This is a genomic window from Paenibacillus sp. KS-LC4 (assembly GCF_036894955.1).
Classification (GTDB): domain Bacteria; phylum Bacillota; class Bacilli; order Paenibacillales; family Paenibacillaceae; genus Pristimantibacillus.
On the sequence record NZ_CP145905.1, the window covers coordinates 5,516,278 to 5,539,297 of the forward strand.

20 protein-coding genes are annotated in these 23,020 nt (G+C 44.0%); 1 reads left to right on the forward strand and 19 read right to left on the reverse strand.

The features are described from left to right. Nucleotides 1–111: 111 nt before the first annotated feature. Together V5J77_RS23280 and V5J77_RS23285 are read right to left on the reverse strand one after the other, a co-directional pair. Entirely contained in the window at nucleotides 112–1,830 is a 1,719-nt protein-coding gene (locus V5J77_RS23280; protein WP_338553216.1) for a sensor histidine kinase, read from the reverse strand. 3 nt (nucleotides 1,831–1,833) lie between these two features. Next, nucleotides 1,834–3,399 (reverse strand): response regulator, encoded by a 1,566-nt coding sequence (locus V5J77_RS23285; RefSeq protein ID WP_338553217.1) that lies wholly within the window; start codon nucleotides 3,397–3,399, stop codon nucleotides 1,834–1,836. Nucleotides 3,400–3,813: 414 nt separating this feature from the next. Between V5J77_RS23285 and V5J77_RS23290 the strand changes: the two genes are divergently transcribed. Next, nucleotides 3,814–4,209, forward strand: a complete 396-nt coding sequence (locus V5J77_RS23290) for a hypothetical protein (protein ID WP_338553218.1) — start codon at nucleotides 3,814–3,816, stop codon at nucleotides 4,207–4,209. Nucleotides 4,210–4,286: 77 nt separating this feature from the next. Here the strand turns inward: V5J77_RS23290 and V5J77_RS23295 are convergent, their stop codons facing one another. The 17 genes from V5J77_RS23295 to V5J77_RS23375 all read right to left on the reverse strand — a co-directional run bounded on the left by V5J77_RS23295 (nucleotide 4,287) and on the right by V5J77_RS23375 (nucleotide 23,020). Beyond that, nucleotides 4,287–4,952, reverse strand: coding sequence for an NAD(P)H-binding protein (locus V5J77_RS23295; protein ID WP_338553219.1), 666 nt, complete (start codon nucleotides 4,950–4,952; stop codon nucleotides 4,287–4,289). Between the two features lie 39 nt (nucleotides 4,953–4,991). After that, complete coding sequence (arsC, locus tag V5J77_RS23300; RefSeq protein WP_338553220.1) at nucleotides 4,992–5,417, reverse strand: arsenate reductase (thioredoxin); 426 nt, start codon at nucleotides 5,415–5,417, stop codon at nucleotides 4,992–4,994. A 15-nt stretch (nucleotides 5,418–5,432) separates the two neighbouring features. Further along, nucleotides 5,433–6,833, reverse strand: coding sequence for an arsenic transporter (locus tag V5J77_RS23305; RefSeq protein WP_338553221.1), 1,401 nt, complete (start codon nucleotides 6,831–6,833; stop codon nucleotides 5,433–5,435). Beyond that, on the reverse strand, nucleotides 6,830–7,174 hold the full coding sequence (locus V5J77_RS23310; protein WP_338553222.1) for a metalloregulator ArsR/SmtB family transcription factor: 345 nt from the start codon (nucleotides 7,172–7,174) through the stop codon (nucleotides 6,830–6,832). The genes V5J77_RS23305 and V5J77_RS23310 overlap by 4 nt, the downstream gene beginning before the upstream one ends. Nucleotides 7,175–7,366: 192 nt before the next feature. Next, entirely contained in the window at nucleotides 7,367–8,293 is a 927-nt protein-coding gene (locus V5J77_RS23315; RefSeq protein WP_338557022.1) for a carbohydrate ABC transporter permease, read from the reverse strand. 24 nt (nucleotides 8,294–8,317) lie between these two features. Then, entirely contained in the window at nucleotides 8,318–9,190 is an 873-nt protein-coding gene (locus V5J77_RS23320; RefSeq protein WP_338557024.1) for an ABC transporter permease subunit, read from the reverse strand. A gap of 200 nt (nucleotides 9,191–9,390) precedes the next feature. After that, nucleotides 9,391–11,082, reverse strand: coding sequence for an ABC transporter substrate-binding protein (locus V5J77_RS23325; RefSeq protein ID WP_338553223.1), 1,692 nt, complete (start codon nucleotides 11,080–11,082; stop codon nucleotides 9,391–9,393). Between the two features lie 123 nt (nucleotides 11,083–11,205). After that, nucleotides 11,206–12,954 (reverse strand): sensor histidine kinase, encoded by a 1,749-nt coding sequence (locus V5J77_RS23330; protein ID WP_338553224.1) that lies wholly within the window; start codon nucleotides 12,952–12,954, stop codon nucleotides 11,206–11,208. 14 nt (nucleotides 12,955–12,968) lie between these two features. Then, complete coding sequence (locus V5J77_RS23335) at nucleotides 12,969–14,534, reverse strand: response regulator (RefSeq protein WP_338553225.1); 1,566 nt, start codon at nucleotides 14,532–14,534, stop codon at nucleotides 12,969–12,971. 373 nt (nucleotides 14,535–14,907) lie between these two features. Then, on the reverse strand, nucleotides 14,908–15,831 hold the full coding sequence (gene cyoE / locus V5J77_RS23340; RefSeq protein WP_338553226.1) for a heme o synthase: 924 nt from the start codon (nucleotides 15,829–15,831) through the stop codon (nucleotides 14,908–14,910). A gap of 273 nt (nucleotides 15,832–16,104) precedes the next feature. Next, the gene (locus tag V5J77_RS23345) at nucleotides 16,105–16,827 is read right to left on the reverse strand and encodes an SDR family NAD(P)-dependent oxidoreductase (RefSeq protein WP_338553227.1); all 723 of its coding nucleotides are present in this window, start codon (nucleotides 16,825–16,827) and stop codon (nucleotides 16,105–16,107) included. A gap of 105 nt (nucleotides 16,828–16,932) precedes the next feature. Beyond that, complete coding sequence (locus V5J77_RS23350) at nucleotides 16,933–18,384, reverse strand: radical SAM protein (protein ID WP_338553228.1); 1,452 nt, start codon at nucleotides 18,382–18,384, stop codon at nucleotides 16,933–16,935. An 82-nt stretch (nucleotides 18,385–18,466) separates the two neighbouring features. Further along, on the reverse strand, nucleotides 18,467–19,984 hold the full coding sequence (locus V5J77_RS23355; protein ID WP_338553229.1) for a GMC family oxidoreductase: 1,518 nt from the start codon (nucleotides 19,982–19,984) through the stop codon (nucleotides 18,467–18,469). Between the two features lie 14 nt (nucleotides 19,985–19,998). After that, nucleotides 19,999–21,033, reverse strand: a complete 1,035-nt coding sequence (locus tag V5J77_RS23360; protein WP_338553230.1) for a nucleoside-diphosphate kinase — start codon at nucleotides 21,031–21,033, stop codon at nucleotides 19,999–20,001. Then, on the reverse strand, nucleotides 21,026–21,301 hold the full coding sequence (locus tag V5J77_RS23365) for a DUF6137 domain-containing protein (RefSeq protein ID WP_338553231.1): 276 nt from the start codon (nucleotides 21,299–21,301) through the stop codon (nucleotides 21,026–21,028). The genes V5J77_RS23360 and V5J77_RS23365 overlap by 8 nt, the downstream gene beginning before the upstream one ends. A 20-nt stretch (nucleotides 21,302–21,321) precedes the next feature. Next, entirely contained in the window at nucleotides 21,322–21,960 is a 639-nt protein-coding gene (locus V5J77_RS23370) for a histidine phosphatase family protein (RefSeq protein WP_338553232.1), read from the reverse strand. Between the two features lie 19 nt (nucleotides 21,961–21,979). Next, the gene (locus V5J77_RS23375) at nucleotides 21,980–23,020 is read right to left on the reverse strand and encodes an LLM class flavin-dependent oxidoreductase (RefSeq protein WP_338553233.1); all 1,041 of its coding nucleotides are present in this window, start codon (nucleotides 23,018–23,020) and stop codon (nucleotides 21,980–21,982) included.

The window sequence follows — 23,020 nt, forward strand, 5'->3', positions numbered from 1 at the left end:
CTTCCAACCGCAAAGTTGTAAGCCCTTTCAATATATCAAGAAAGCGTTTTCTTGATTACCCTACAAACCATACCTTTTTCTTCGAAAAGCATACCCATTCTTTCCCAACTATTACAACTCCTCGGTTTCCAACGGCAGAACGATTTCGATATGCGTCCCCTTCCCTTCACTAGCGTGGATAGAGAAGTCAAACCGATTCTGGTAACACAGCTTTAGACGGTGATAAGCATTTTTCATGCCAACTCGCTCGCCTATATCATCATTTTCCTCCAAATAATGAAACAGCTCATCCAGCTTGGCCTGAGACATGCCGATACCATTATCGTCTAATTTGATATAAAGCTGCTCCTCCCGCTCGGTAACAGAGATCGTAATCATTCCTTTGTCGGGACTCGATTCGATTCCATGGATGCTGGCATTTTCCACAAACGGCAAAATAACCATCTTAGGAATTCGGCGGTTAAGCGCTGACGGATCTGCTACAATGCTATAGTCCAGCTTCCCCCCAAAGCGGTATTGCTGTATTTCCAGAAAGCTGTCTATCAGCTCAAGCTCCTCGCGCACCAGCACGTGCTTCCGACTCCAAGAAATAGACTGGCGAAACATTTGGGACATATGATGAATAATTTTTGCCGTTTCCCGCTCCCCCTTGATGACGCTCCTCATTCGGACAGATTCCAGAGCGTTAAACAGGAAGTGGGGATTAATCTGACTGTGCAAGGCATGAAGCTGCGCCTGCTGCTGCTTTAGCTCCAAATCCTTCTTTTGGATATCCGCAATATACACCTCATTAATCAAATTGTTGATCGTTCCCATCATTTGATTGAATTCCACCGTCAGCTGGCCGATTTCATCTCTCGCCTCCTCGTGAGGAATCGTCTGAAAGGTTTGCGTTTTCACCTTCTTCATATGCATGAGAATCTTTACCAGCCGGACATGCAGAGATCTCGACATCACTGCGATAATGATGGAGGGCAGCACAAAATTAATGCAGGCGAGCCAAATGACAATGAACCGCGAATCGCCTACCTCTCTAAGGAAGACCTCCTCATTCATCACACCCTGGAGCGTCCACCCCTCCAAATAACTAATGCCATCAAAAGAAGCCTCAAACAAATGTGAGTTTTTAGGAAGCGTGATATCCTCGAACCGCACATTTGCCTGCTGCCATTCTCCTACTCGTTCATAGCCAAAGCACACCCGTCCCTGAGGGTCAACCAAATAAACCTTGCCGCCAAAGGCACTGTTTCCGAATTTTTGGGCGAGCAAGTCCATGTTCAAATCAATTTTCACCAGCTGCTCAATACTGCCAGTACGGTAATTGTTTAACTGTTGAATGAGGCTGAGTTTCTTGTCGGAATAAACAAAAGCCGGATAAGGCGCAGAGGAGGACTTGGACTGGATATACCAGTCGGACTGCCGAACCGCTTCGTTCAGGAGATCAATGTAGCCCGAGGACAAAACGGTGGGATTATCTGTATACACCTGGTACCAGCGGACACCCTGCACGTTTTGATCAGAAAATGCCCCGCTCAAATAAGATTGATAAGTCTCAATGTAATCCAGCTGAGTGGCAAAATGCCTTGCAACTGTTTTGTTAAAGATCGGATCGGCATAGAGGGAATAGGAAAGACCAACACCTTGGTCAAACGTTACGCGCAGGTCGTTTTTGAGATTGTTCAAGGCCATGTCGGCATCACGGGTTTTTTGGCTGCGAATATTGACGGTTGTCACATTATAGAAAACCACGTTCGTGACAACGATAGGGATGAATACGGACAGTATGTACATAAGCAGCAGCTTCATGTAGTTCAAATTGAGTTTAAGCATCGCTTAGCCTCCCAGCTCCTTGGCATTCAGTATGTTTCGGTATTCTGTCGGCGACAGCTTCTCCCGCTTCTCGAACTGGGCGACAAAATAATCCGCATTCTGAAAGCCGACTCTGGCGGCGATTTCGTACATGCGCAGGTCAGTTTGTCGAAGCAGCTTTTTAGCTTCCTTGACCCGCAGCTCCAGCAAATATTCATTGAAATAAACCCCATAGCTTTTGCGAAAAAGCCGGCCTAAATACAAGGCATTCATATAAAACATGGCCGCGATGGATTTGAGACTAATATTTTCGCTATAATGGGCGTCAATATAGTTTTTAATCTGCTTGATGCTGCCTTTGGACCACTCCTGACGCAGCAACGCAATGTAGTCCTCCGCTTCCATAAGCGCCAGCATGAAATGCTCCTCCAGCAGCTGCAAGCTCCAATTGCCATGCTCCCGTTCAGCCAGCTCCTTTAACCGCCGAACCTCCTCCTCGCTGCCGTCCATCTCCTTAATGACTGCTATAATTCCGGTGATGCATCGGGAGAGCGACCCCGTTACAGCCTGCGGGGTGAAGCGCTGCTCACGGAACAGGCGGAACATGTCCGCCGCCGTTTGACGGTATGCCTCCCGGCTGCCCTCCTCCAGCTGCAAGACCAGCCGATTTGAAAGGTCTGGACTAATATCAAAAACATACAGCGACAGAGCCTTAATTTTTGAGTACCAAATTACACCGCGCTCAGCATATTTATGCCGGGCCGCCTCGCTAGCCTCCAAATAGGAATGGCGAAGCTCGGCAATATGATCGACGGCATTGCCCACATACATGCCAATGTCGCAGCTCAGGCGATGGGAAAGAGCTACGCGCAGCCTTTCCAAAGCTTGCTCGATTCCTCCCTCTCTCGTATGTAGCCCATCCACGTTTAACAGGAGCCCAAACTTGCCCGGCTGCAGCTCTATGACAGGAATATCTCCTTCTCTATACTCAATAGCGTGCAGCGCTTCCTGAAACATCTTAATGTCCGTCAGTTGCTCCTGCGGAGCGGCATACACGTCAACCAACACATACATCATGCTTGCACCCTCCGGCATGCCTAGCATCGCGGAATATGACTCTGCCTCCTTCTTGCTTAAAGCTCCCTGCATCAACGCTTCTAGAATAGAGTTGCCTTGCTGCTTGTCTCCGGACAGCAAAGCCTTCTTTTTTTCTATAATGCTGTAGGTCAGCCGCCGTAAAGCCGCCGTCATTTCCTCCTCGTCAATAGGCTTCATAATATAGTCGTGTACCCCGTAGCGTAGAGCCTGCTGTGCATAATTAAAGTCATTATAGCCGCTGATAATTATGAAAAACGGGTCAAGCTGGCCATGCTCCTTTACACTTCGAATCAGATCAAGCCCATTCACGAGCGGCATGCGTATGTCCGTAATGACTAAATCCGGCTTTAGCTCCATAATCATTTCCAGCGCTTCCTTGCCATTATTCGCCTCACCGACTATTGTAAACTTCATTTCTTCCCATGGGATTAGCTCGATCAGTCCTTTCCGAACAAATACCTCATCGTCTGCCAGCACTATTTTGAGCATCATCCATTTTCCCTTTCTTCATTAAAAATATAAACTCTCGCGTTTACTTACCTTGCCTCAAGTTTGTAAGCGCTATCATATTATTTGAATGATAATAAAGCCCAAAGGAATCTTTGCGAATTTCCGCTGATTTGGGGGCTTTAATAGAACAGTAAACATACCGATCACTTACTCATGTTAACACATTTACATATTTTATCCAAATAAAAATTTAATAGTTAAGTGGAGCTGAACCTTTGCGTACTTCCCAACTTATTAACATAATCCCGATAGATAGAGATAGACATATAGATGGTTAGCGTTCATGTAATATTAATAATTCTATATAGAGACTAAGCTTTAGAATGTGATATAATTCTCCACAGCTAAATACATAATTTAGAAATGAATTGAATGATTGCAGAAGTTCTCAGTCCTATGAAAAATTACATCGCTTACCAAGCGGAAACCTTTATTCTTAGTAAATATACAAGCCGCTTCTTGTTCGGAATCGCATTTCTTGCGGTTATTGCGGCAGACTTTTATTTCGAAAATTACATATTGTTCCAGTTTACTTATTTAATGCTCAGCATACTGGTAGGTCTCTCTTTCTGGAAGGAAGCCTGGATTCGAGGCGTGCTCGTCGTTCTTATCGTTTTCTTTAGAAATGCGATGACCTCCAAGAGGGTTTACAGAGGAGAGCTGGATGTTGCGTTTGCGATAGAGGAAATTCAAAAAAATGCAGGGACCCAATTTGATCCCGACGTCGTTAATGCCTTTCTAAACATCTGGCAGCGTGAAGGAACTCGATTATTATCCAAGTATTCTGCTTAGCCAACTATAAAGCAGCCTTAGAATAAGAAACAGCTATAGTCTCGGACCTGAAAATAACGTCCTTGACCACAGCTGTTTTATTTTTCCCGCTTTAGCTTTACGATATGCTCATTCTCATGAATATGAATGCCTGCCTGATTGCTTTTCGCTGCAAAAATCATCGTTTTGGCGACCGCACTGGCCTGCACAGGCGCATATTTTCGGAGCGGCCCCGAAAACAACGGAGAAAGCACGCCCGACAACGCTGCCGCGAATCGTTCCCCGAATCGAAACTCCCCCCGCTCGCCAAGCAGCAGTGAAGGACGGAAAATATGCAAAGCTGGAAGCTTAAGGCCGCTCAGCGCTTCTTCCACCTCCCCCTTCACTCGATTATAGAAGGCCCGCGAGGAGGCGCTCGCCCCGATCGCTGTTACAAGCAATAGCTGCCTTGCTCCTTGCTGACTTGCCAATTGCCCGAGCGATAGCGGGTATTGATAGTCTACTTTTCGAAAAGCATCCTGACTCCCTGCCTTCTTAATTGTCGTACCGAGTGTACAAAACACATCTGCACCGTCCATCTGGACACCCGCTTGCTGCAATTGCTCGAAGTCGACGATTTGCTCCACGAGCTTGGGATGCTCCATGCCCGTTGGTCGCCGAACAACAATCGTTACGCTCTTATATGCTGCGTCGTGAAGCAACAATTGAACCAGTTCCTTGCCAATTAACCCTGTGGCTCCCGCCACTACAGCTGTTCTGTTCATTTGGCTGCCTCCCCTTTTTTTCAAGATCACTCGAACGCATTACTTGCCTTCTTGTACGAATTGCTCAATACGTTGTTTAATCGAATCGCGAACCAGACGGAACTGAGCCATAATCTCTTCCTCTGTTCCTATTGCTTTTGCCGGATCATCAAAGCCCCAGTGCCATTTGGCCACGTTCGGATTGGATACGACGGGACAATGCTCGTCTGCGTGCCCGCAAAGAGTAATGACATAATCAGCATGATTTAAAATTTCAGGGTCAATGACATCGGACGTATGGCTGCTAATATCGACACCCGCTTCTTTCATTACTTGAACGGCACGAGGATTTAAGCCATGAGCTTCAAGCCCCGCACTTTTCACCTCATAGTTATTCCCGCCAATATATTTCAAAAAACCATCGGCGATTTGGCTTCTGCAAGAGTTCCCCGTGCACAAAAAATAAATGAGTGGTTTGTTCTCCATTTTCTTATCCCCTTTTCAATATGGAAGGTTTGTTTTTTTGCCCAGCGATTTCACTAATGCCACTGTAATCAACAAGATGACGGCAGCCACCAAAATCGTGGAAATCCAGACGTTTATGTTTACGGTATGAATGAAATAAAGCCATGCCGACAACCCCGCAAGCGTCATAAATAGGGTCGGTACCGTTAATAAAACACCGATCTTAAAATAGTACCCCCAGCTAATCTTCACCTCTTTACGCGAAAGCACATGGAGCCATAGAAGCGTGGCGAGTGAACCAATCGGGGTAATCTTCGGTCCTAAATCAGAGCCGATCACATTCGCGTAAATTAGGGCTTCACGGAGCATCCCCTCCGTCTGGGTTCCGTTTATAGCTAACGCGTCAATCATGACCGTCGGCATATTATTCATCATGGAAGACAATATCGCGGCGATAAAGCCCATTCCCACCGTGGCGACAAGCATCCCCTTATCCGCAACCGTTTGAATCACATTGCCAAGGGCATCCGTCAGCCCTGCATTTCGCAAGCCATATACGACAATATACATGCCCAAGGAGAAAATGACGACCGTCCATGGAGCTTCCTTAACAAGCTTTACCGTATGGATAACTGGACTTTTACGGGCTGCGATAAGAAATCCAATAGCCGCCATACCTGCTACAATAGAAACCGGAATGGAGAACCATTCGCTTCCAAAATACGCCAGTAATAATACAGCTAAAATAATCCAAGAAAGCTTAAATAATCTCTTATCCTTGATGGCATCGACTGGCTTCTTTAATTGAGCTAGCTCGTAATTTTTCGGTATGCTCTTTCTAAACAACAGGTAGAGCATGATTAAGCTTGCGATAATGGAAAAGAAGCTCGGAACGATCATCCGGCTGGCATACTCTGCAAACCCGACTTCAAAATAATCGGCAGATACGATATTAACCAAATTACTCACAACTAGAGGCAAAGAAGCCGTGTCTGCAATAAACCCGCTCGCCATAATAAAAGGCAAAATCATTTTATGTTCAAATTTCAATGCCCTCACCATGGAAAGCACGATTGGGGTAATAATTAATGCAGCACCGTCGTTTGCAAAAAATGCAGCTACAGCAGCGCCAAGCAAAATGACATACACAAACATAAGCTTGCCATTCCCCTTCGCGAGACGGGCCATATGCAGCGCTGCCCATTCAAAAAGACCAATTTCGTCTAAAATCAGGGAAATAAAAATGATCGCAACAAAGGCAAGGGTAGCATTCCAAATAAGCCCTGCAACCGCGCCAACATCCGCGAAGCTTACAACCCCCAGAAGAAGGGCAAGCAACGCCCCCGCCGTTGCCGACCAGCCTATGCTTAGCCCCTTCGGCTGCCAAATGACAAATACAAGGGTGAGCAGAAAAATAACAACGGCAAGAACTGTCATGCTTCCTCCCGTACACTACAGCTGTTATTTTTCAAGCCTGCAATTTGTGCTTTCATGGAAGGCAAATATTCATAAACACCTTGTACATAGGCTTCTGCTTCCGGGTCTAAAGAATAATAGACCCATTGCCCTTTTTTCTTTTCACTTAGCAGCCCTGCTGCCTTCAGCTTTCGAAGATGCTGGCTGGCATTCGGCTGAGACATCCCAATCAATTCGGTTATATCACAGACACAAAGCTCTCGTTCTCTTAACAATGCAAGGATGGTTAACCGTGTTTTATCCGCTAACAATTTAAAGGCTTCCGCCATTTGTAAAATTTTCTGTTCCATATTTTGCTCCATATTCTGCTCCATAAGCGGCACCTCCCTAAATATCTAACTAGCTAATGCTCGTGGCATAATCATATAATCAATCACTTATATAATCAATGGCGAATGTATTAAGCTTTTGTAAAGTCGACAAATAAAGAATAGCCAAGTAAAATCAGGCCTGAATACCTGATTTTACTTGGCTCGCGGTCAACAATTTCCGGTTTATCCCTTCACACCGCCGACAGTCATCCCTTGCACGAAATACTTTTGCAGAAAGGGATACACAATAATAATCGGCAGACTGGCAACAATCGTCATCGTTGCTCGAATGGAAGTCGGTGTTACCATCGTTACATTGCCCTGCGCATTGGCAAAGGCATCTGCTGCGGTTCCGCCTGTACTCGTAGTCGTGCTTGAGGTTGAAAGCACCTTCATCAGCTCATATTGCAGTGTACTTAAATGAAGACTGGAGGAATTATACAGGAAAACATCAAACCAGGAGTTCCATTGATAAACCGCTACAAATAGTGAAACCGTCGCGAGGGCTGGCACGGTAAGAGGAAGAACGATTCGCATAAACGTCGTAAAATCCCCAGCACCATCTATTCTTGCCGACTCCATAATTCCTTCGGGCAAGCCTTCGATAAAGGAACGAATGACAATCATGTTAAACACACCGATAATTCCGGGAATAATATAGACCCAAAAGGTGTTCAGCAAGTCTAGCTCCTTCGTCAGCAAGTAGTTCGGAATTAAGCCGCCGCTAAAATACATCGTAAAAATAAAAACGATCGTCACAAATTTTTTGAAAACATATTCAGGGCGACTAATGGTGTAGGCCAGCATCGCTGTGCAAAATACAGAGACTGCCGTCCCTACAATTGTGCGTGCTATAGAAATAAAGGTTGCATGAAAAATAGCGGACTCATTGAAAATATATTCATAATTTCGCAGCGTCCAATCACGAGGCCAAATATAGATACTCCCACGAATGGAATCATTGGCATCATTAAAGGAGAGAGCAAACATATTCAAAAAAGGGTACAGCGTTACAGTGATCAGCAAGAGCATAAAAATGATATTGCACACATCGAATATTTTATCTGGGGAAGAGAAGTATGCTTTACGAGTTGATTTCGCCTGACTCATCATGTTTGCCTCCTTGCATATGGATTAGTAGAGCCTGCTTTGACCTAACCGTTTCGCAATATGGTTCGCTGCAATCAGAAAGATAAAGCTGACAACTGTTTTGAACATACCGGCTGCCGTTGCCAAGCCATAGTTATTCATCTGCATGCCATATTTCAAAACGAATATATCCAGATTTTCTGAATAATCAACGTTCATACTATTGCCGAGCAAGTATTGCGGCTCAAATCCTGATTCAAGAATGAAGCCAAGGTTCATAATTAATAAAATAACGATGACCGGTCTCATGCCTGGAAGTGTAATATGCCAAATACGCTGCAACCGAGAAGCACCATCCATTTCTGCCGCTTCATATTGCGCAGGGTCGATCGTTAAAATGGCAGCGAGATAGATGATCGTGTTCCAGCCTACATTTTTCCAAATTTCAGATACCCCAAGAATGCCCCAGAAATATTCCCCTTTACCTAACCAGAGAATAGGCTGGTCAATTAGCTGCAGCTTCAGCAGCAGGATGTTGACAATACCCTCGGGAGAGAGTGCGGTTTGCACAATGTTTGCGGCCACAACCCAGGAAATAAAATGGGGCAAGTAGCTAATCGTTTGCACCGTTCTTTTGAAATAAACGTTACGCAGCTCATTGAGCAGCAAGGCTAATACAATGGCTGTTAAAAATCCTAACACGAGATTAATGGAACTCATGACAATCGTGTTGCGCAGCACGAGATAAAAGGCCTCTTCCTTGAATAGAAACGTGAAGTTATCAAGCCCGACCCATTTTTGATCAAAAAGATCCTTAGCCGGCTTGAATTTTTGAAAAGCGATCGTCCAGCCCCAAAGCGGAACGTATTTAAATAATATGACCCAAGCTAAAAATGGCAAAGACATCAGCATGAGCATTTTCTGCTTGGACAGTCTTTTTAATAAGTTTGTTTTGTGCAAGCGGCCGGTAGGCGTTGCTACAATTAGCTCAGTCTGTTTCCCCACTCCAGATGCCTCCTTTATACATAAATTTCTAATGATGATATATTTTGGAAGTAAAAGGCGAAGCTAGCTCCGCCTTTTACTCGCCTCATCTCCCATTCGCTGCTTATTCTAGCTTACCAATTACCTGCAACACGTTCCTTCACCTTGTTTGTAATAAAGGCTTCAAAGCCAGCAACGTCCAGCTTGCCGAATTCTGTCACATACTCATTCCAGATCGCTTCATAGGCTGACTTGTCTGCAAACACCAGCTTCGGATAATATTTCTTTTGCAAATCCTCGGATTTTTGATTATAAATCTGTTCGGGAGAGCCTTGCTCCTTCAAAATACTCCAAGCAGGATACCACGGTCGTTCTACCGGCTGCGCGAACATTTTGGAGAAGGTCTCCACCTTGTAGGCTTCAAGCAATTTGAGATCGCCTTCTGTATAATTCGCAGCCGCTACCTCAGGCTGATTGCCTACAGTATAGGAATTGCCATCCTCAAATACAGAGTTGCTGCCATAACGAGGCCATTCATAATCAAAATACGCCCATCCGTAGGAACGTTTAAACTCATTATCATTACGATTGGCAAGCTGCTGCTTATCCATCACGAAGCGGCCTTCTTCATTCTTGGAATAGGTTACACCTTCCTGCCCCCACTGAACCAGCTTCTGATTTTCTTCGGTCAGCAGGTTATCCCAATATTTAATAATACGGATAGGGTCCTTTGCACTAACAGAAATCCCGATTCCGCGATTGTTAACAAATGCAGGAGGATCAATGTAAGCATCTTTAATGCTTTCGTCGAATACGATTGGGAGCCCTACATAACGAAGATCGTCATTGCCAGCAGCTTTAAGGTTGTTAGTAGCATCTCCCGTCTGCCAGCCATAGTTGAAGTACCCAAGCACACGACCCGAAGTAAGCTTTGCAAGATACTGATCCTTGTTAGCTGTAAATGTCTCTGGATCAAGCAAGCCCTTACTGTTTATATCATTCAATGCAGCCAGCCATTTTTTCTCGAACTCCGAAGCTGCATACACTTTAGCTTCATGAGTATTCATATCAACCATTACATTGCCGTCGTTTGGATATCCGGCTAAATGCATAGGCACATTTGTAATGGAATAGAAATCACCCGACACACCTGCGGAAGTAATAAACCCAATTGTACTTTTACCATCTATCGAAGGGTATTTGGCTTGATATTTCTCAATCAGATCAAAATATTGATCGAGCGTCTTCACTTCAGGGTAGCCAAATTCCTTCAATACACGGCGTTGAATCCAGAAGGCGCCTTGCCCAACGTCCGGCTCAGTCAAATAGCCGTTGACATTGGCGGTATAAGGAAGAATATAAATATTTCCGTCCTCGCTTTTGATTTTATCCATGTAATCGCCATATACCCGCTTAATGTTCGGGGCGTGCTCCTCGATTAAATCATTTAATGGAATAAGTGCTCCTGCATCAATCAGCTTCTCAAGCTCCGCAACTGGGGATATAACGTCGGGATATTCTCCCCCAGCAATCATAACGCCGGACTTTGTGCTCGCATCGCCAACGACAAATTCCATTTTCCAGTCCACACCTGTTTGCTGCTGAAGCACCTTGCCAATGGTCGTGTCGCTGGCCAGCACATCCTTGTTCGAGCCGAAGCCAAAGTAAGTAAAGGTTACCGGCTCAGTACTTACCTCGGAGCCCTCCGTCTTACCTGCCTCCTTACTTCCAGCATTCTTCGCTCCACCATCGCTGCAGCCGGCAATAAGCATCGCCGAAGCCATTATAATGGCCATAGCTGTCTTGAGCCGTTTCTTGTTCATCATCACTCTGTCCCCTCTCTTACCCCATTAATTGTAAGCACTTTCATTATAAAAGAAATGAGGGCGCAATGTTACACCGCAAACCTTAGAATGTTCTTTGTAAAATAAAGCATCTGACCGGGTCATTTAATGATTGGCATGTCCCATTGGCAAGCGCAGCATAATACGTGTACCTTTCCCCGCATGGCTGTCAATCGTATAATCAAAGGAATTTCCATAACAAAGCTTTAGCCGTGTTAACACATTTTTCATCCCTACCGAATCGCCCATTGTAACGTCTTCAGAAAAATATTGATGCAGCTCCTCCAGCTTTTCTTCGCCCATGCCGCCGCCATTATCGGCAATCACGACTAAAATCCGTCCCTTGTCTTGTCCAATTTGAATGGTGATAAAGCCTATTCCGGGACTGCTTTCAACACCGTGAATGCTGGCATTTTCTACGAAGGGCAACAAGGTCATTTTCGGTATTTCATATTCCAATAAGGATTGCTCAACAGCAATTTGGAACTGAAGCTTATTGTCAAAACGATACTTTTGGATTTCCAGAAAGCTTTCAATCAATTCCAGCTCATCACGTATCGTAACGAAGCTGCGCTTCCACGCAATCGACTTGCGAAATATTTTAGCCATATTATGAATGGTGTTGGCTGTTTCGGCTTCTCCCTTCATCAGGCTTCGCATACGGACCGTTTCCAGTGCATTAAACAAAAAATGAGGATTAATTTGGCTGTGCAGCGCATGAAGCTGCGCTTGTCTTTGACGGATTTCCAGCTCTTTTTTTTGAATATCCGCTACATAAACATCATTAATCAAATTTTCTATTCGCTCGCTCATACGGTTAAATTCAACGGCAAGCTCGCCAATTTCATCCCGTTCCCGATTATAGGGGATTCTTCCAATCGTTTTGTTTCTCACTGACTTCATGTGCACCAGGATGTCCTTTATTCGGGTATGGATGGAACGAGATACCATGATGATGATGAGGGTAGGAACAAGAAAATTTATGATTGCGAACCACAAAATAAACTGTCCTGACTGCCGCACCTCATACAAAATCTTTTTTTCATCCATTACGCCATATAGCGTCCAGCCCTCCATATAACGTCTATCCTGATATTGCTTTTGGATCACAATCGGCTCATCCGGCTTTTTAATCTCATTCACCGTCCATTTATCGCCTGCCGCCAGCTGGTCGCCCAACTGCCCATTAACTAGATGGCTGTAGCGAACCTGATTGCTTGGGTCCAAAATATAGATATCGCCCTCAAAGCTGGAGAGGGCTATTAATTGAGCAATGTACTCCATATTAAGATCAATCTTTATTATATGCTCGTAGGCCTGATCACGCTGATCCGCTATTTTTTGAATGACACTGATGTTTTCCGGCGTTACATGCAAAAACGGATACGTATTGCTGTAATCCCTCACATGCTGATACCAGTCGCTGGCCCGGATCGCATCATCAAGCTTGACTATATCGCCAGACACTAAAATAGTCGGATTATCACTCATGATGACAGCCGAGCTCAGCATTTTATATTCCTTGTCCGAGCGATTGAAAATGTTGGAAATGGCTGCGAGCGACTCGATATATTGATCGTAGGTTTTATATTCCGTATTCAGATGGTGGATGAGCGATTTATCAATGGAATACAAATAGGTAATGCCTGCGGCATCATCAATGGCGACGCCAAGCTCTTTTTTCATCTGCGTAATGGCCAGCTCCGCGTCTGCCTTCTTCTGATTTTTTATTTTAGTGGTCATGACGTTGTAAAACATAATATTCGTCAGCACAATGGGGATAAATACGCAAACGATATAGATGAAAACCAGCTTGTTTCGCAGCTTTAAATGATGCAGACTAAATTTGAACACCCTGCATAGCCTCCTTATTTTCTGCCAATAATCTTATTGCGATAATCGGTCGGAGTCATTTTTTCCAATTTTTCAAATTGTGTTGCAAAGTAATCGGAATTCGGAAATCCAACGAGCTCTGCGATTTTATACATACGGTTGTTCGTTTGCCGCAGCAGCCGCTTAGCTTCTTCAATGCGCAATGAAAGCAAATACTCATTAAAATACATGCCATAGCTTTTGCGAAAGAGCTGTCCAAGATAAACAGGATTCATATAAAATTTTGCTGCGATTCCTTTCAAATTGATATTTTCCGTGAAATTCGCATCAATATATTTTTTGATTTTCTCAATGCTGCCCTTTCCTTTTTCACTTCGCTTGGCAGCTATATAGCCAGCCGATTCTTCTACAAAACGCAAGCATATATGCCGAAGCTGATTTAGGTTGCGGTATTTGTTTCGCCAATCCAGCAATTCGTTCAGCAGCAGCAGCTCCTTCTCGTCCCCTTCAAATTGTCTAATGGTGTTTATGATTGCAATCATGCTCCGTCTGATGGTATTGGCGACTGCGTCAGGAGCAAACCGCAATTGCTGAAATTGTTCAAACATCGTTTCGATGACGGCCTCATAGCCCTCACGTTCATTCTCTTCCATCTCGGTAATCAATTTGCTGTGCAATTCTTCATCTACGTCAAAATAATATAAGGATAGTGGCAGCATCTCAGAGGCCATAATAATACCGCGCGAGCCTGCAGCAAAACGGTAATTCAAGCATTGGCTTGCGCTGCTCCCGGACTGGTCCATGCGCTTAAGATGCTCCTCCCTGCTTCCGATGAATAAGCTTATCGTCGTTCCCAGCTCCTGCTCCAGCATATCCAGCAGCCAGGCATAAGCGGTATGCTCGTTATCGCCCCATTGCATGAGCCATGCTTGTGGGACAATTAGGCCATATTGATTGTTCTCGCGCACATGAACGAGCGGGAGCGTTCCTTCGCGCTGCATATACCGCTGAAGCGCCTGCTGCATGGCCGGTAAATAATCGAATGCTCCGGGCAGCTGCATATCCTGTATATCTGCAATGACATAGGTGTAAGAAGAAGCGGCCGGAAGCTGCAAAATATGGGAAATTTGCTGAATGACCTGATCGTTGGGCTCTGTTTGCAGCAGGGTTGCGATGATGGTATCAGCGAGCGGCTTCTCTCCTGTATAGGACAACAGCTGCATTTGATTCAGCGTATTTTCCACCTTTTTCAAAGTGGCGCCCAGCTCTTTCTTGTCCACTGGCTTCAAAATATAATCCGACACATTGTAGCGCAAGGCTTGCTGTGCATAAGTAAAATCATGATGACCGCTTATAATAATAAATAACGGCTGATGGTCGCCCTCCTCCTTCACATGCTTAATCAGCTCGAGACCATCAAGGACAGGCATCCTGATATCTACAATAACCAGATTAGGCTTCAGTCGCTCAATTAGCTCTATAGCTTGCTTTCCGTTTTCTGCTTCTCCGCATATTTCGAATTGCATGGCGGCCCAATTCATTAAATTGATCAGGCCCTTTCGCACAAATATTTCGTCATCCACAATGAGCACCTTGTACATAGCTGATCCTCCTCTTAACGTACAACCTTGCGTTTCATCCTATAATTGGGTACAGCTTAAAATGATCGCCCGTTTTTCGCTCGCTATAAAGTATACTTTATCGTTTACCATTCTCCTAGTGAAGGAAGTTGCAGTCCCATTTTGCTAATCACTCTAATCACCAATCTAATGGCCGGTTATGAGAAGGATCAAATCGCTGAAGCTTTTGGCTTGGACAAAGTGTGTAGCCTGTTGTTAACTCTTATCATTCACCAAAAAAAGATCGGTTTCAGATCACGTCTAAGTGATCCAAAACCGACCTTTATTGTTTAAGCGACACATATGCAAGCACGTGAAGAAATAGCAGGTTGGATTCGCAGCCACCATTATCGTTTTACTGAAATAGAGGAGCACCCAAGGAGTAGCCGACGATCATTAGCAGCAGTATCGTAATGTGGTTGAGCGAGAATATGAACATCGAACGCGCCCACTTTTCCTCTGGCTTCCGCCGATATCCGTCTACGCTCAGAATCAGCCAGATCAAGCTCAGGAGCGCATTCGCCACAGCGATGTACGGATTAAAGGACCAGAACATGAAGCTGCTAAGGAACAAGGCAACCAAATATACATTCATCTGTACGTACGTTCTGCGAATGCCCTTGACAACCGGCAGCATGGGGATGTTAGCCGCACGGTATTCCTCCATCCGACGAATGCCGATGGCATAAAAATGCGGCATCTGCCAAATCACCATTAATAGGAACAACGCCATTGCGCCAGGGTGAAAAATGTCCGGTGAAATCGCGGCCCAGCCGATCAGCGGAGGCATCGCCCCCGACAAGCTTCCCACCTCCGTATTATAGATCGTTCTGCGCTTCGTCCACATAGTATAAGGCACGACATAGAGAAATAATCCCAGAAAGCCGCAATAAGCTGCGAGCGGAGAAGAAATATACAAGGCGACAAGTCCACCTGTGGCGATCCAGATTCCCATGATCAGCCCGCTCCAAAGGTCAACAACTCCTGATACAGTCGGCCTATTTTTCGTCCGTTCCATTATGGCGTCGATATCACGATCATATAAATTATTGAAGATGCCAGCCGCTCCAATCACCAAGGCAGACCCGATCAAAGCGAGCACAATGTGGCCGATTTTATCGAAGAAAGATAAGTGATGAACGTACAGCGCCATGCTAAGTCCTGCGATCATCGCAATGAGGTTCGACTTAATAATGCCAAACTTTATCGTTTCAAAGAGCACCTTCGTAATGGAGGTGGGTATTCGTTCAATACTCGTTGTATTGCTTTGTATCAACATGAGAATAACACTCCCTGTATCTAATTTCACTGATATCGTTCATTTCTATAGGTTACCTCTATAGGTTACCATAAAGCATCACTTATTTGCTGCTACTTCTTTAACCCTCATGATTCTGTCAAAAATACTTGTCGCTTTCGTGAACAACGCGTTTGCGGGTTCAAAACAGCATGGTTAGCATCTGTTATTTATCAATATCATCCGCATGAAAAAACAACCCATCCTCTGTCGAAGTTGGGCTGCTGATAGGCCGCTGAAATTCGAATAACGGCTTTACCTATTTATATTCCACCATTTTGCAATCTGATATTCATAAAAAACTGTTCCCGAAGGAAAACTATCTTGCAAATCTAGGACCCATTCTACCCAGTTTGAAACCTCCATTGGAGTTTGCGGACCCTCAGCACCTCCCATATCAGTATTCATCCAACCTGGGTCCAATCCGTATATTTTAACCTTCGTGTCTTTTAACTCAGCCCCGACATTTACCGTCATTGCGTTTAGAGCTGTCTTTGTCATCCTGTATAAGTTATATAGCCCATCCATTGAATTGAAATCAGCAAGGTCGCTTGTAATATTAATAATCTTACCAGCCTGTGACCTTAGTAAAAGAGGCAGAAAGTCCCTTGTTGAGCGTAATGGTCCTAGCATGTTGACTGCGACCATCTCCTCCATCAACTGATCTGTAATAGTATCTATCGTATCATCGTTTTCATGTGAAAATACACCAGCATTATTAATCAATATATCAATATAATTATATTTCTTTTCTATCTGTTTAATAGTTAAATAACATGCCCTTGGATCCCTTAAATCAAACGGATATGTCTCAGAGATACCTCCAAGGTCAGAAATCATCTGTTCAACCATTTTCCCCTTAGAAATATCCCTACACCCCAGTAGTACAGTCATTCCCCGTTTCCCCAAACGTAAAGCTATTTCTTTCCCCAATCCTCTATTCGCTCCAGAAATAAATACAATGTTTGTGTTGTTCATAAATACCTCCAGATAATAATCATGAATGAATGGAATTTTCTTAATTTTCAGATATATTGTCGGTCAGATGAATACAACGCAGGGGTGTTATTATAAATATTAGAGTTATAATACTTCTATTTTTTCTTTTGCATCTTGATTCGCCCAATTTTCTATTCGCGTAATAAATAAATTCTTTCGCTTGTCCCATCTTTCGTTTGTTTCTTGTTCTCGTTCTCGTATAAGTACGTTTAATTCCTCACCGAACTCATAGGCCTCTTGCATCTTTTCTTTTGAAAGGTTGTCTGTCCGCATTACAATAGAATAACCCGAGAAATGATCCCAGTTTTCAAGTATCCATCCTTTTTCAATCGCCTCATAGTATAAAGGTGTTCCGAGATAAGGAGTAATAAAAGATAAATTGTATTCATCAACCAATAGCTCCATTTCTAACATTAGCCTGTACGTTTTCACAATGGATTGGGGTGTTTCAACTGGAAGACCGACTAAAAATAAATATACAGTATGAATATCTAATTCACGAATCCAGTTATGAAAATTTTCCAGCTTTTTGAGGTCTAATCCTCTCTTAGCTTGCTGTAATAGAACTTTTTCGTCTCCAGATTCCACCCCTACTTCAAGACCAACACATCCCGCTTGTTTCATTAACTTTAATAATTCGAACGAAAGACGATCTATACGCGTTTCACACCACCAATCTATTTCTAATTTTTCAGCAATTAACTGCCGACAAAATTCCTCAATGCGCTTTTGGTTGTAGGTAAATAACGGGTCACGAAATACTACCCCCGTTATTCCCAATTTTTTTATTTGCTTCATTTCCTGCATCATTCTATTTACAGAATGCATCCTTACCTTTTTCCCCTCAGCAAGTGGATACGGACAATAGAACCCGCAAGGGTGAGGGCAGCCATAACTTGAATGTATCGTGGCAATATTGTTTCGAGGAGTGCTCCTAAAATTTTCGAAAGTATATAAGCGATGGTCAACTAGATCCCGTGCTGGCATTGCAAATTGGTCAATATCATTTACTCTGTTCACTTCTGCAATAAATAATTTACCCTCGTTATCCAATGATGCCGTATTCGAATGATCCGTCCCCTCCACGATATCAATAATATTTCCAATAGAGTCAGGAAAAATGATCTTATCAGCACCTGATATTTTGGCAACCTTCTCCAAAACATCTTCATGTGTAATCGAGGAGCGAATATATACTTTTATCTTCGGATTAGTTTGTTTTGCTATTTGAGATATTTTACAATCATTCTCCAAAGTAGGAAGTGAAATGACGTGAATGAGATAATCTATACTATCATTTATTAATATGTTGATAAATTCTAATTCATCAAAAGGTGTTACCTGGTAGTCCCTCACAATAACCTCATGACCTTTACTTTGTATTTCTCCAGCTAGCATAAGCAACTCGGTTGGTGGAAAGAAAATTGAAATTCCATCTTCAAGTTTATATTCGAATAAATCACCGAATCCTCCAGAATATGATCTCATGACATGATATCCCTTTATATTTGGAGGGTTAACTAGTAAAAATTTCATTTTAATCATTCCTTTCTATTCTATGAAATTAGTTAAATTTATTAAAAATAGTCTGACTCCACGCATCGGTTCTTACGACTTATTACAGCTTTAATCCCTCTGCAATTCTTAGAGCGTTTGCTTGTATGGTCAACGTAGGGTTTACACCACCCGCAAAGGGCATAAATGAGCCGTCTGCTACATGCAAATTGTCAATCGTATGGAATCTACCGAGCTTATCCACCACCGACGTATTTTCATCCAAGCCAGCGCGACAGGTACCATGCAAATGGGCGCTTCCTAAATAATAATAAGAAGGATTGTTTTGAATTAGTGTCGCACCCATTTCATATAAGATACCTTTCGTTTTTTCTGTCATATAGTCCAATCTCGCCCGATCCAATTCGTGTGTTGTATAGTCAAGCATGATTTTCGGTACGCCTGTTGCTTCCTTCTGATCGGATAGTCTGACTCGGTTTGAATGTTGCGGCTGATCAGCCAAGATGCATTCTAGCTGGACGTACAGGCCTTTTCCAGGATTGCCGTAGTCGGTCCATGGATTGGCTTCATAGATCAAGCCTCCAAGACCTGATGGGCAATCACGGTCGATATAATGGTCGGTCATGGAAACAGTCGAATACAACCCCTTTAACGGCTCATTCAACTGAGTAAACGGATGATTTTCTACCCATCCCGAGACGTACTGACTTACTTTAAAGCTTAAGCCTGCTCCAACAAGCCCCGATTTATTGCCAACCCCATTCGGCCACCAATCATTAACGGATCGAAGCACCAGCGCCGAGCTTTGTATTGCATTTCCTGCTAGAACAAACTGTTTAGCCTTAATTCGGAAGATTTCCATAGTTCCCATATCCAAGCATTCAAGCTCAGCTATTCGAAACCTATCATGCTGAATAAATCGCAAAGCCTTTGTATTTTCCATCAGATCGACATTTTCATTTAAGACAGGCCGCAAAATGCGGGAGAAGCTGTCACCCTTGGCTCCAACAGGACATGCGTAATCCGTACAGCTTGTCAGATTTTCACAGGCCGGATATCCGTTTAACGAGGAATTATTGACCGCCAATGGAGTCGGGAACGGATTCAAACCGAGTCTTTTACTGGCATCAGCTATAACCATCCCTTGTTGGCTAAATGAATGTGCAGGATGCAGACGTCCCGTACTACTTGAGCTCATCATCGGATCCGCTTTTAAATCGCCAGAAACCCCCAGCCATGCTTCAATTTGATTGTAATAAGGGTCCAGATCGGCATAGGTGATCGGCCATTGAGGATCCATGGCATCTGAAGCCACATAGTTTCTTGCATCAAAATCTACATCTCGGTAGCGAAACGATACGCCGGCATAGAAAATCGTGCCTCCGCCTACCGCACTTGCCGACCATGGATTTCCATTCAATCCCCATTGACCATGCTCATCACGCGCATATGCCTTTTCTGCATGCTCCATGACTTGATCAATATTCGTTCCCGGCTCAACTTTACGGCCTTGCTCGACGATAGCGACGCGCCAGCCTTTCTCCGCAAACACTCGGCTTGCTACAGATCCAGCGGCGCCGCTGCCAATTACACATACATCGAACTCTTTTATCAAACTCAATCACCATCCATCCGTTATTTAGTATCCCTAGCTGCAATACTGAAATGCCCAGGCTCCACAATCCCCCCGCTTCCACCTCGTAACTGGAGTCCATGAAGCCTGCCGAGGTCCATGTAAAGCTCAGTTGCAAGCAGGGAGTAATCGAATCGGTAACAGTTCAAGCCCGCAATCGCATATTTAGTCTTTAATTCATGAATACGTTGATACGCTTCTAGTCCGACAATCAGCTCGTCCATATTTTTACTTTTCTCAGAAATCCAAACTCGATACTTTGCCTGATCTTGAGCTGATAGCGGAATATGCAATAAATGGATTGCACAATCATTCTTTATCGCGTACTCGATGCATTCCATCCGATTTGATGATATTGACATCCCATACAATTCTTTAATTAGATTTGGATTTTTCGGAAGATCGATATCCAGAAAGCACTCTTGATTATCGTCGATTGCTATGCACAGCTTGAAATCAGTCACGATTTTTTGGCAAGGAGCAAGTATAAGGTTATCCGCTAATTCCAAATCGTAAACTGAAGCTAACCGAATTTTGCAGTATCTCAATGCGCTGCTGCGGTCTAGGATATCAATCAGACGCCTTCTATCCTCCGCATTACCATGTCGCAGCCACATATCGAAATCAGCGAAGCTGCAATATTGTTTTACAGCCAGTTCAGGGAAAAAGTATTGGAGCAGCAAATGATATTCTGTTCCTTCATCTGTGGCATGAATTAAATTTTCTATCTTTCCCAATACCCCATACCTGTTCCGAATGTCATACTTCAGCTCAGACATCCTCTCTATAGCAGTGTGTTCATGCCCGAGAACAAAGAATTTAACCGGCGATCGCGTCAAATAATGAACATAAAAGGAATCGGAGTGAAGAAAACAGCGCTCAATATCGGCAGCTGTCAGCATGACCTGTTTCGTATGCTTGACAGTAAATCCATTCGCAACAATTTCGCGCATGATTTCATCCTCGAGCTTTCTATTGAAGCAATCTGGCTTGAGCATCATAATCGTATGTTCGTAATAATGAATGAATTCATCCATAAGATGTACCATTTGAGCAATGAGCATCTATTTCCACTAGCCGCTCAATAATACGATCCATACAGATTTGATACGGCTCCGCAAACTCAAAATCCAATGTACAGTCAAAAAAAGACTCAATTCGCTGCACAATTTCAAAATAATCTCGCTTGTCCATTTCCAGCGGCTGTGATTGAAGCATTTCCTGAAGCTCGTCCCCATCCATGCCTGTGACACCAGAAATCGCATGGATGATATGCTGGCGGTAATGTAACACGTTTTTATTCATAATAAGACCGACCTCTCGACCTAAATTTGTTCTAAATGAATTTTATTATTGATGCTCTCAATTAAGAAAGTGCCGGCATCATGCTCGTACTTTATCATGTGCATCCCTGTATTGCTCATCTTAAATTGCCATTGAAGCAAATTGTCGTTGTCCAGCTTCATAAAATGTAATAACGCCAATTGAATGCAAAACGCATGCGTGAAAACGATTACATTCGCAGTAGAATCATGTCCGTATTGATCCAGCAATTCCTGACAAAAACCGACAACTCGCTCTCTCTGCGATTTCAATGATTCCAGATCACGGATAACCTCCTGATCAGGGCTGCGGAACCGTTCGTGAAGCAGCATATCCCATTGAAGCTGGGTTATTGGCGGATCAAACCGTGAGGGGGCACGAACTTCTCCCAACCTTTCGTCATGTGACAAGGCGACCGGGAAACGCTGCCGAAAGATATTCGCTGTCTCCAGTGCCCTCTTATAGGGACTGGTAAACATTATTGTTGGCGTAAGCGTTGATGGAAAACGTTCGCGAAGAAGCATAGCCTGCTTCACGCCTAACTCGGTCAACTCGCATAATGGATCGTAGGCTTCGATGAGCGAAGCGTCATGCAATATATTGCATGACGCTTCTGCATGCCGAATCATAATAATGCGCATCGTTTCGCTCCTTCCTCGTTCAACTTATAGTAACGGGTTTCAAGGTAGAAAAACCATCGATCCATTTCTTGAGTGCATGCAAATGGATAAACTCTTCCTCCTCATATACAGAACTGAGCAGTAAGCTCTTTACTCCCAAACGGAAATATTGTTGCAAATATTGAGCAACTTGTCCGTAGCTGCCAACCAAAACCGGGCTGTAGCAGCCTCCATTTCTGAATCCGCCCATCCAAAACACATCATCATACTGTTCATCTTTTATTGCCAACTCTGCCAAATCCCGCTGCCATTGCGATTCTGACTTCATTTTGAGCACAAGCTGTATATCCCCCTGACGGGTCACCGGATATCTGGCATGCGCAACACACCAGGCTTCTTTAGAAGTAGGTCTCGCAATTAACTCGATCCGGATCGCCAATTCAAGCTTGCCCTTGTTCGCAATTGCCCCGTATTTGTTTTGATAATGATCAATTGGCCCTGGATGCGTGACGGCGATGTCTCCTACCGCGAGAGCCGCTTGCATGCCTTGCTCGGATGATCCAGCAATAAAAATTTTTGGCAGCAATTCCTTAGCCAAAAGTTTAGGGGAAAAATCCACCTTGCTTAAGGAATAATAGTCGCCTTGAAACGAAACGGGATCTGGTGATTCCAGAAGTGCCTTTAATACGACTACATATTCCTGCAATCTGTCGTAGCGCCTTCTGTGATCCGAATTATCGCCAACTTCGTGCAGTTCTTTGGTCACAGCCCCTGTAATCATGTTAATATCTATCCGCCGATTATACAGATAGGACAGGCTATGAATCATCTTGGCCGCTGTATGCGGTGGATACATATAAGGTTGCAGCGCAACCAACGGAACGTGCCGTCTGGTATTTTGCAGCACAACTGAACTAACCGCCCAGGGATCCAGAACAGCATGATTGAAAAACACTAAAGAACCCTCGATTCCGCATTCATCCGCTCGTCTTGAGATTTCAACCAATGCTCGGGTGTAGGAAGGCGAATCCACATAATGGCTAAATCCCGGCATTTGTGTATAAATGCGGATGCTAGTCAT

Bases quoted from the DNA above. Each gene is read 5' to 3' on its own strand.
- V5J77_RS23280 (WP_338553216.1), bottom strand. From the start codon at position 1,830: ATGCTTAAACTCAATTTGAACTACATGAAGCTGCTGCTTATGTACATA.
- V5J77_RS23285 (WP_338553217.1), bottom strand. From the start codon at position 3,399: ATGATGCTCAAAATAGTGCTGGCAGACGATGAGGTATTTGTTCGGAAA.
- V5J77_RS23290 (WP_338553218.1), top strand. From the start codon at position 3,814: ATGAAAAATTACATCGCTTACCAAGCGGAAACCTTTATTCTTAGTAAA.
- V5J77_RS23295 (WP_338553219.1), bottom strand. From the start codon at position 4,952: ATGAACAGAACAGCTGTAGTGGCGGGAGCCACAGGGTTAATTGGCAAG.
- arsC (WP_338553220.1), bottom strand. From the start codon at position 5,417: ATGGAGAACAAACCACTCATTTATTTTTTGTGCACGGGGAACTCTTGC.
- V5J77_RS23305 (WP_338553221.1), bottom strand. From the start codon at position 6,833: ATGACAGTTCTTGCCGTTGTTATTTTTCTGCTCACCCTTGTATTTGTC.
- V5J77_RS23310 (WP_338553222.1), bottom strand. From the start codon at position 7,174: ATGGAGCAAAATATGGAACAGAAAATTTTACAAATGGCGGAAGCCTTT.
- V5J77_RS23315 (WP_338557022.1), bottom strand. From the start codon at position 8,293: ATGAGTCAGGCGAAATCAACTCGTAAAGCATACTTCTCTTCCCCAGAT.
- V5J77_RS23320 (WP_338557024.1), bottom strand. From the start codon at position 9,190: ATGCTCATGCTGATGTCTTTGCCATTTTTAGCTTGGGTCATATTATTT.
- V5J77_RS23325 (WP_338553223.1), bottom strand. From the start codon at position 11,082: ATGATGAACAAGAAACGGCTCAAGACAGCTATGGCCATTATAATGGCT.
- V5J77_RS23335 (WP_338553225.1), bottom strand. From the start codon at position 14,534: ATGTACAAGGTGCTCATTGTGGATGACGAAATATTTGTGCGAAAGGGC.
- cyoE (WP_338553226.1), bottom strand. From the start codon at position 15,831: ATGTTGATACAAAGCAATACAACGAGTATTGAACGAATACCCACCTCC.
- V5J77_RS23345 (WP_338553227.1), bottom strand. From the start codon at position 16,827: ATGAACAACACAAACATTGTATTTATTTCTGGAGCGAATAGAGGATTG.
- V5J77_RS23350 (WP_338553228.1), bottom strand. From the start codon at position 18,384: ATGAAATTTTTACTAGTTAACCCTCCAAATATAAAGGGATATCATGTC.
- V5J77_RS23360 (WP_338553230.1), bottom strand. From the start codon at position 21,033: ATGGATGAATTCATTCATTATTACGAACATACGATTATGATGCTCAAG.
- V5J77_RS23365 (WP_338553231.1), bottom strand. From the start codon at position 21,301: ATGAATAAAAACGTGTTACATTACCGCCAGCATATCATCCATGCGATT.
- V5J77_RS23370 (WP_338553232.1), bottom strand. From the start codon at position 21,960: ATGCGCATTATTATGATTCGGCATGCAGAAGCGTCATGCAATATATTG.
- V5J77_RS23375 (WP_338553233.1), bottom strand. From the start codon at position 23,020: ATGACTAGCATCCGCATTTATACACAAATGCCGGGATTTAGCCATTAT.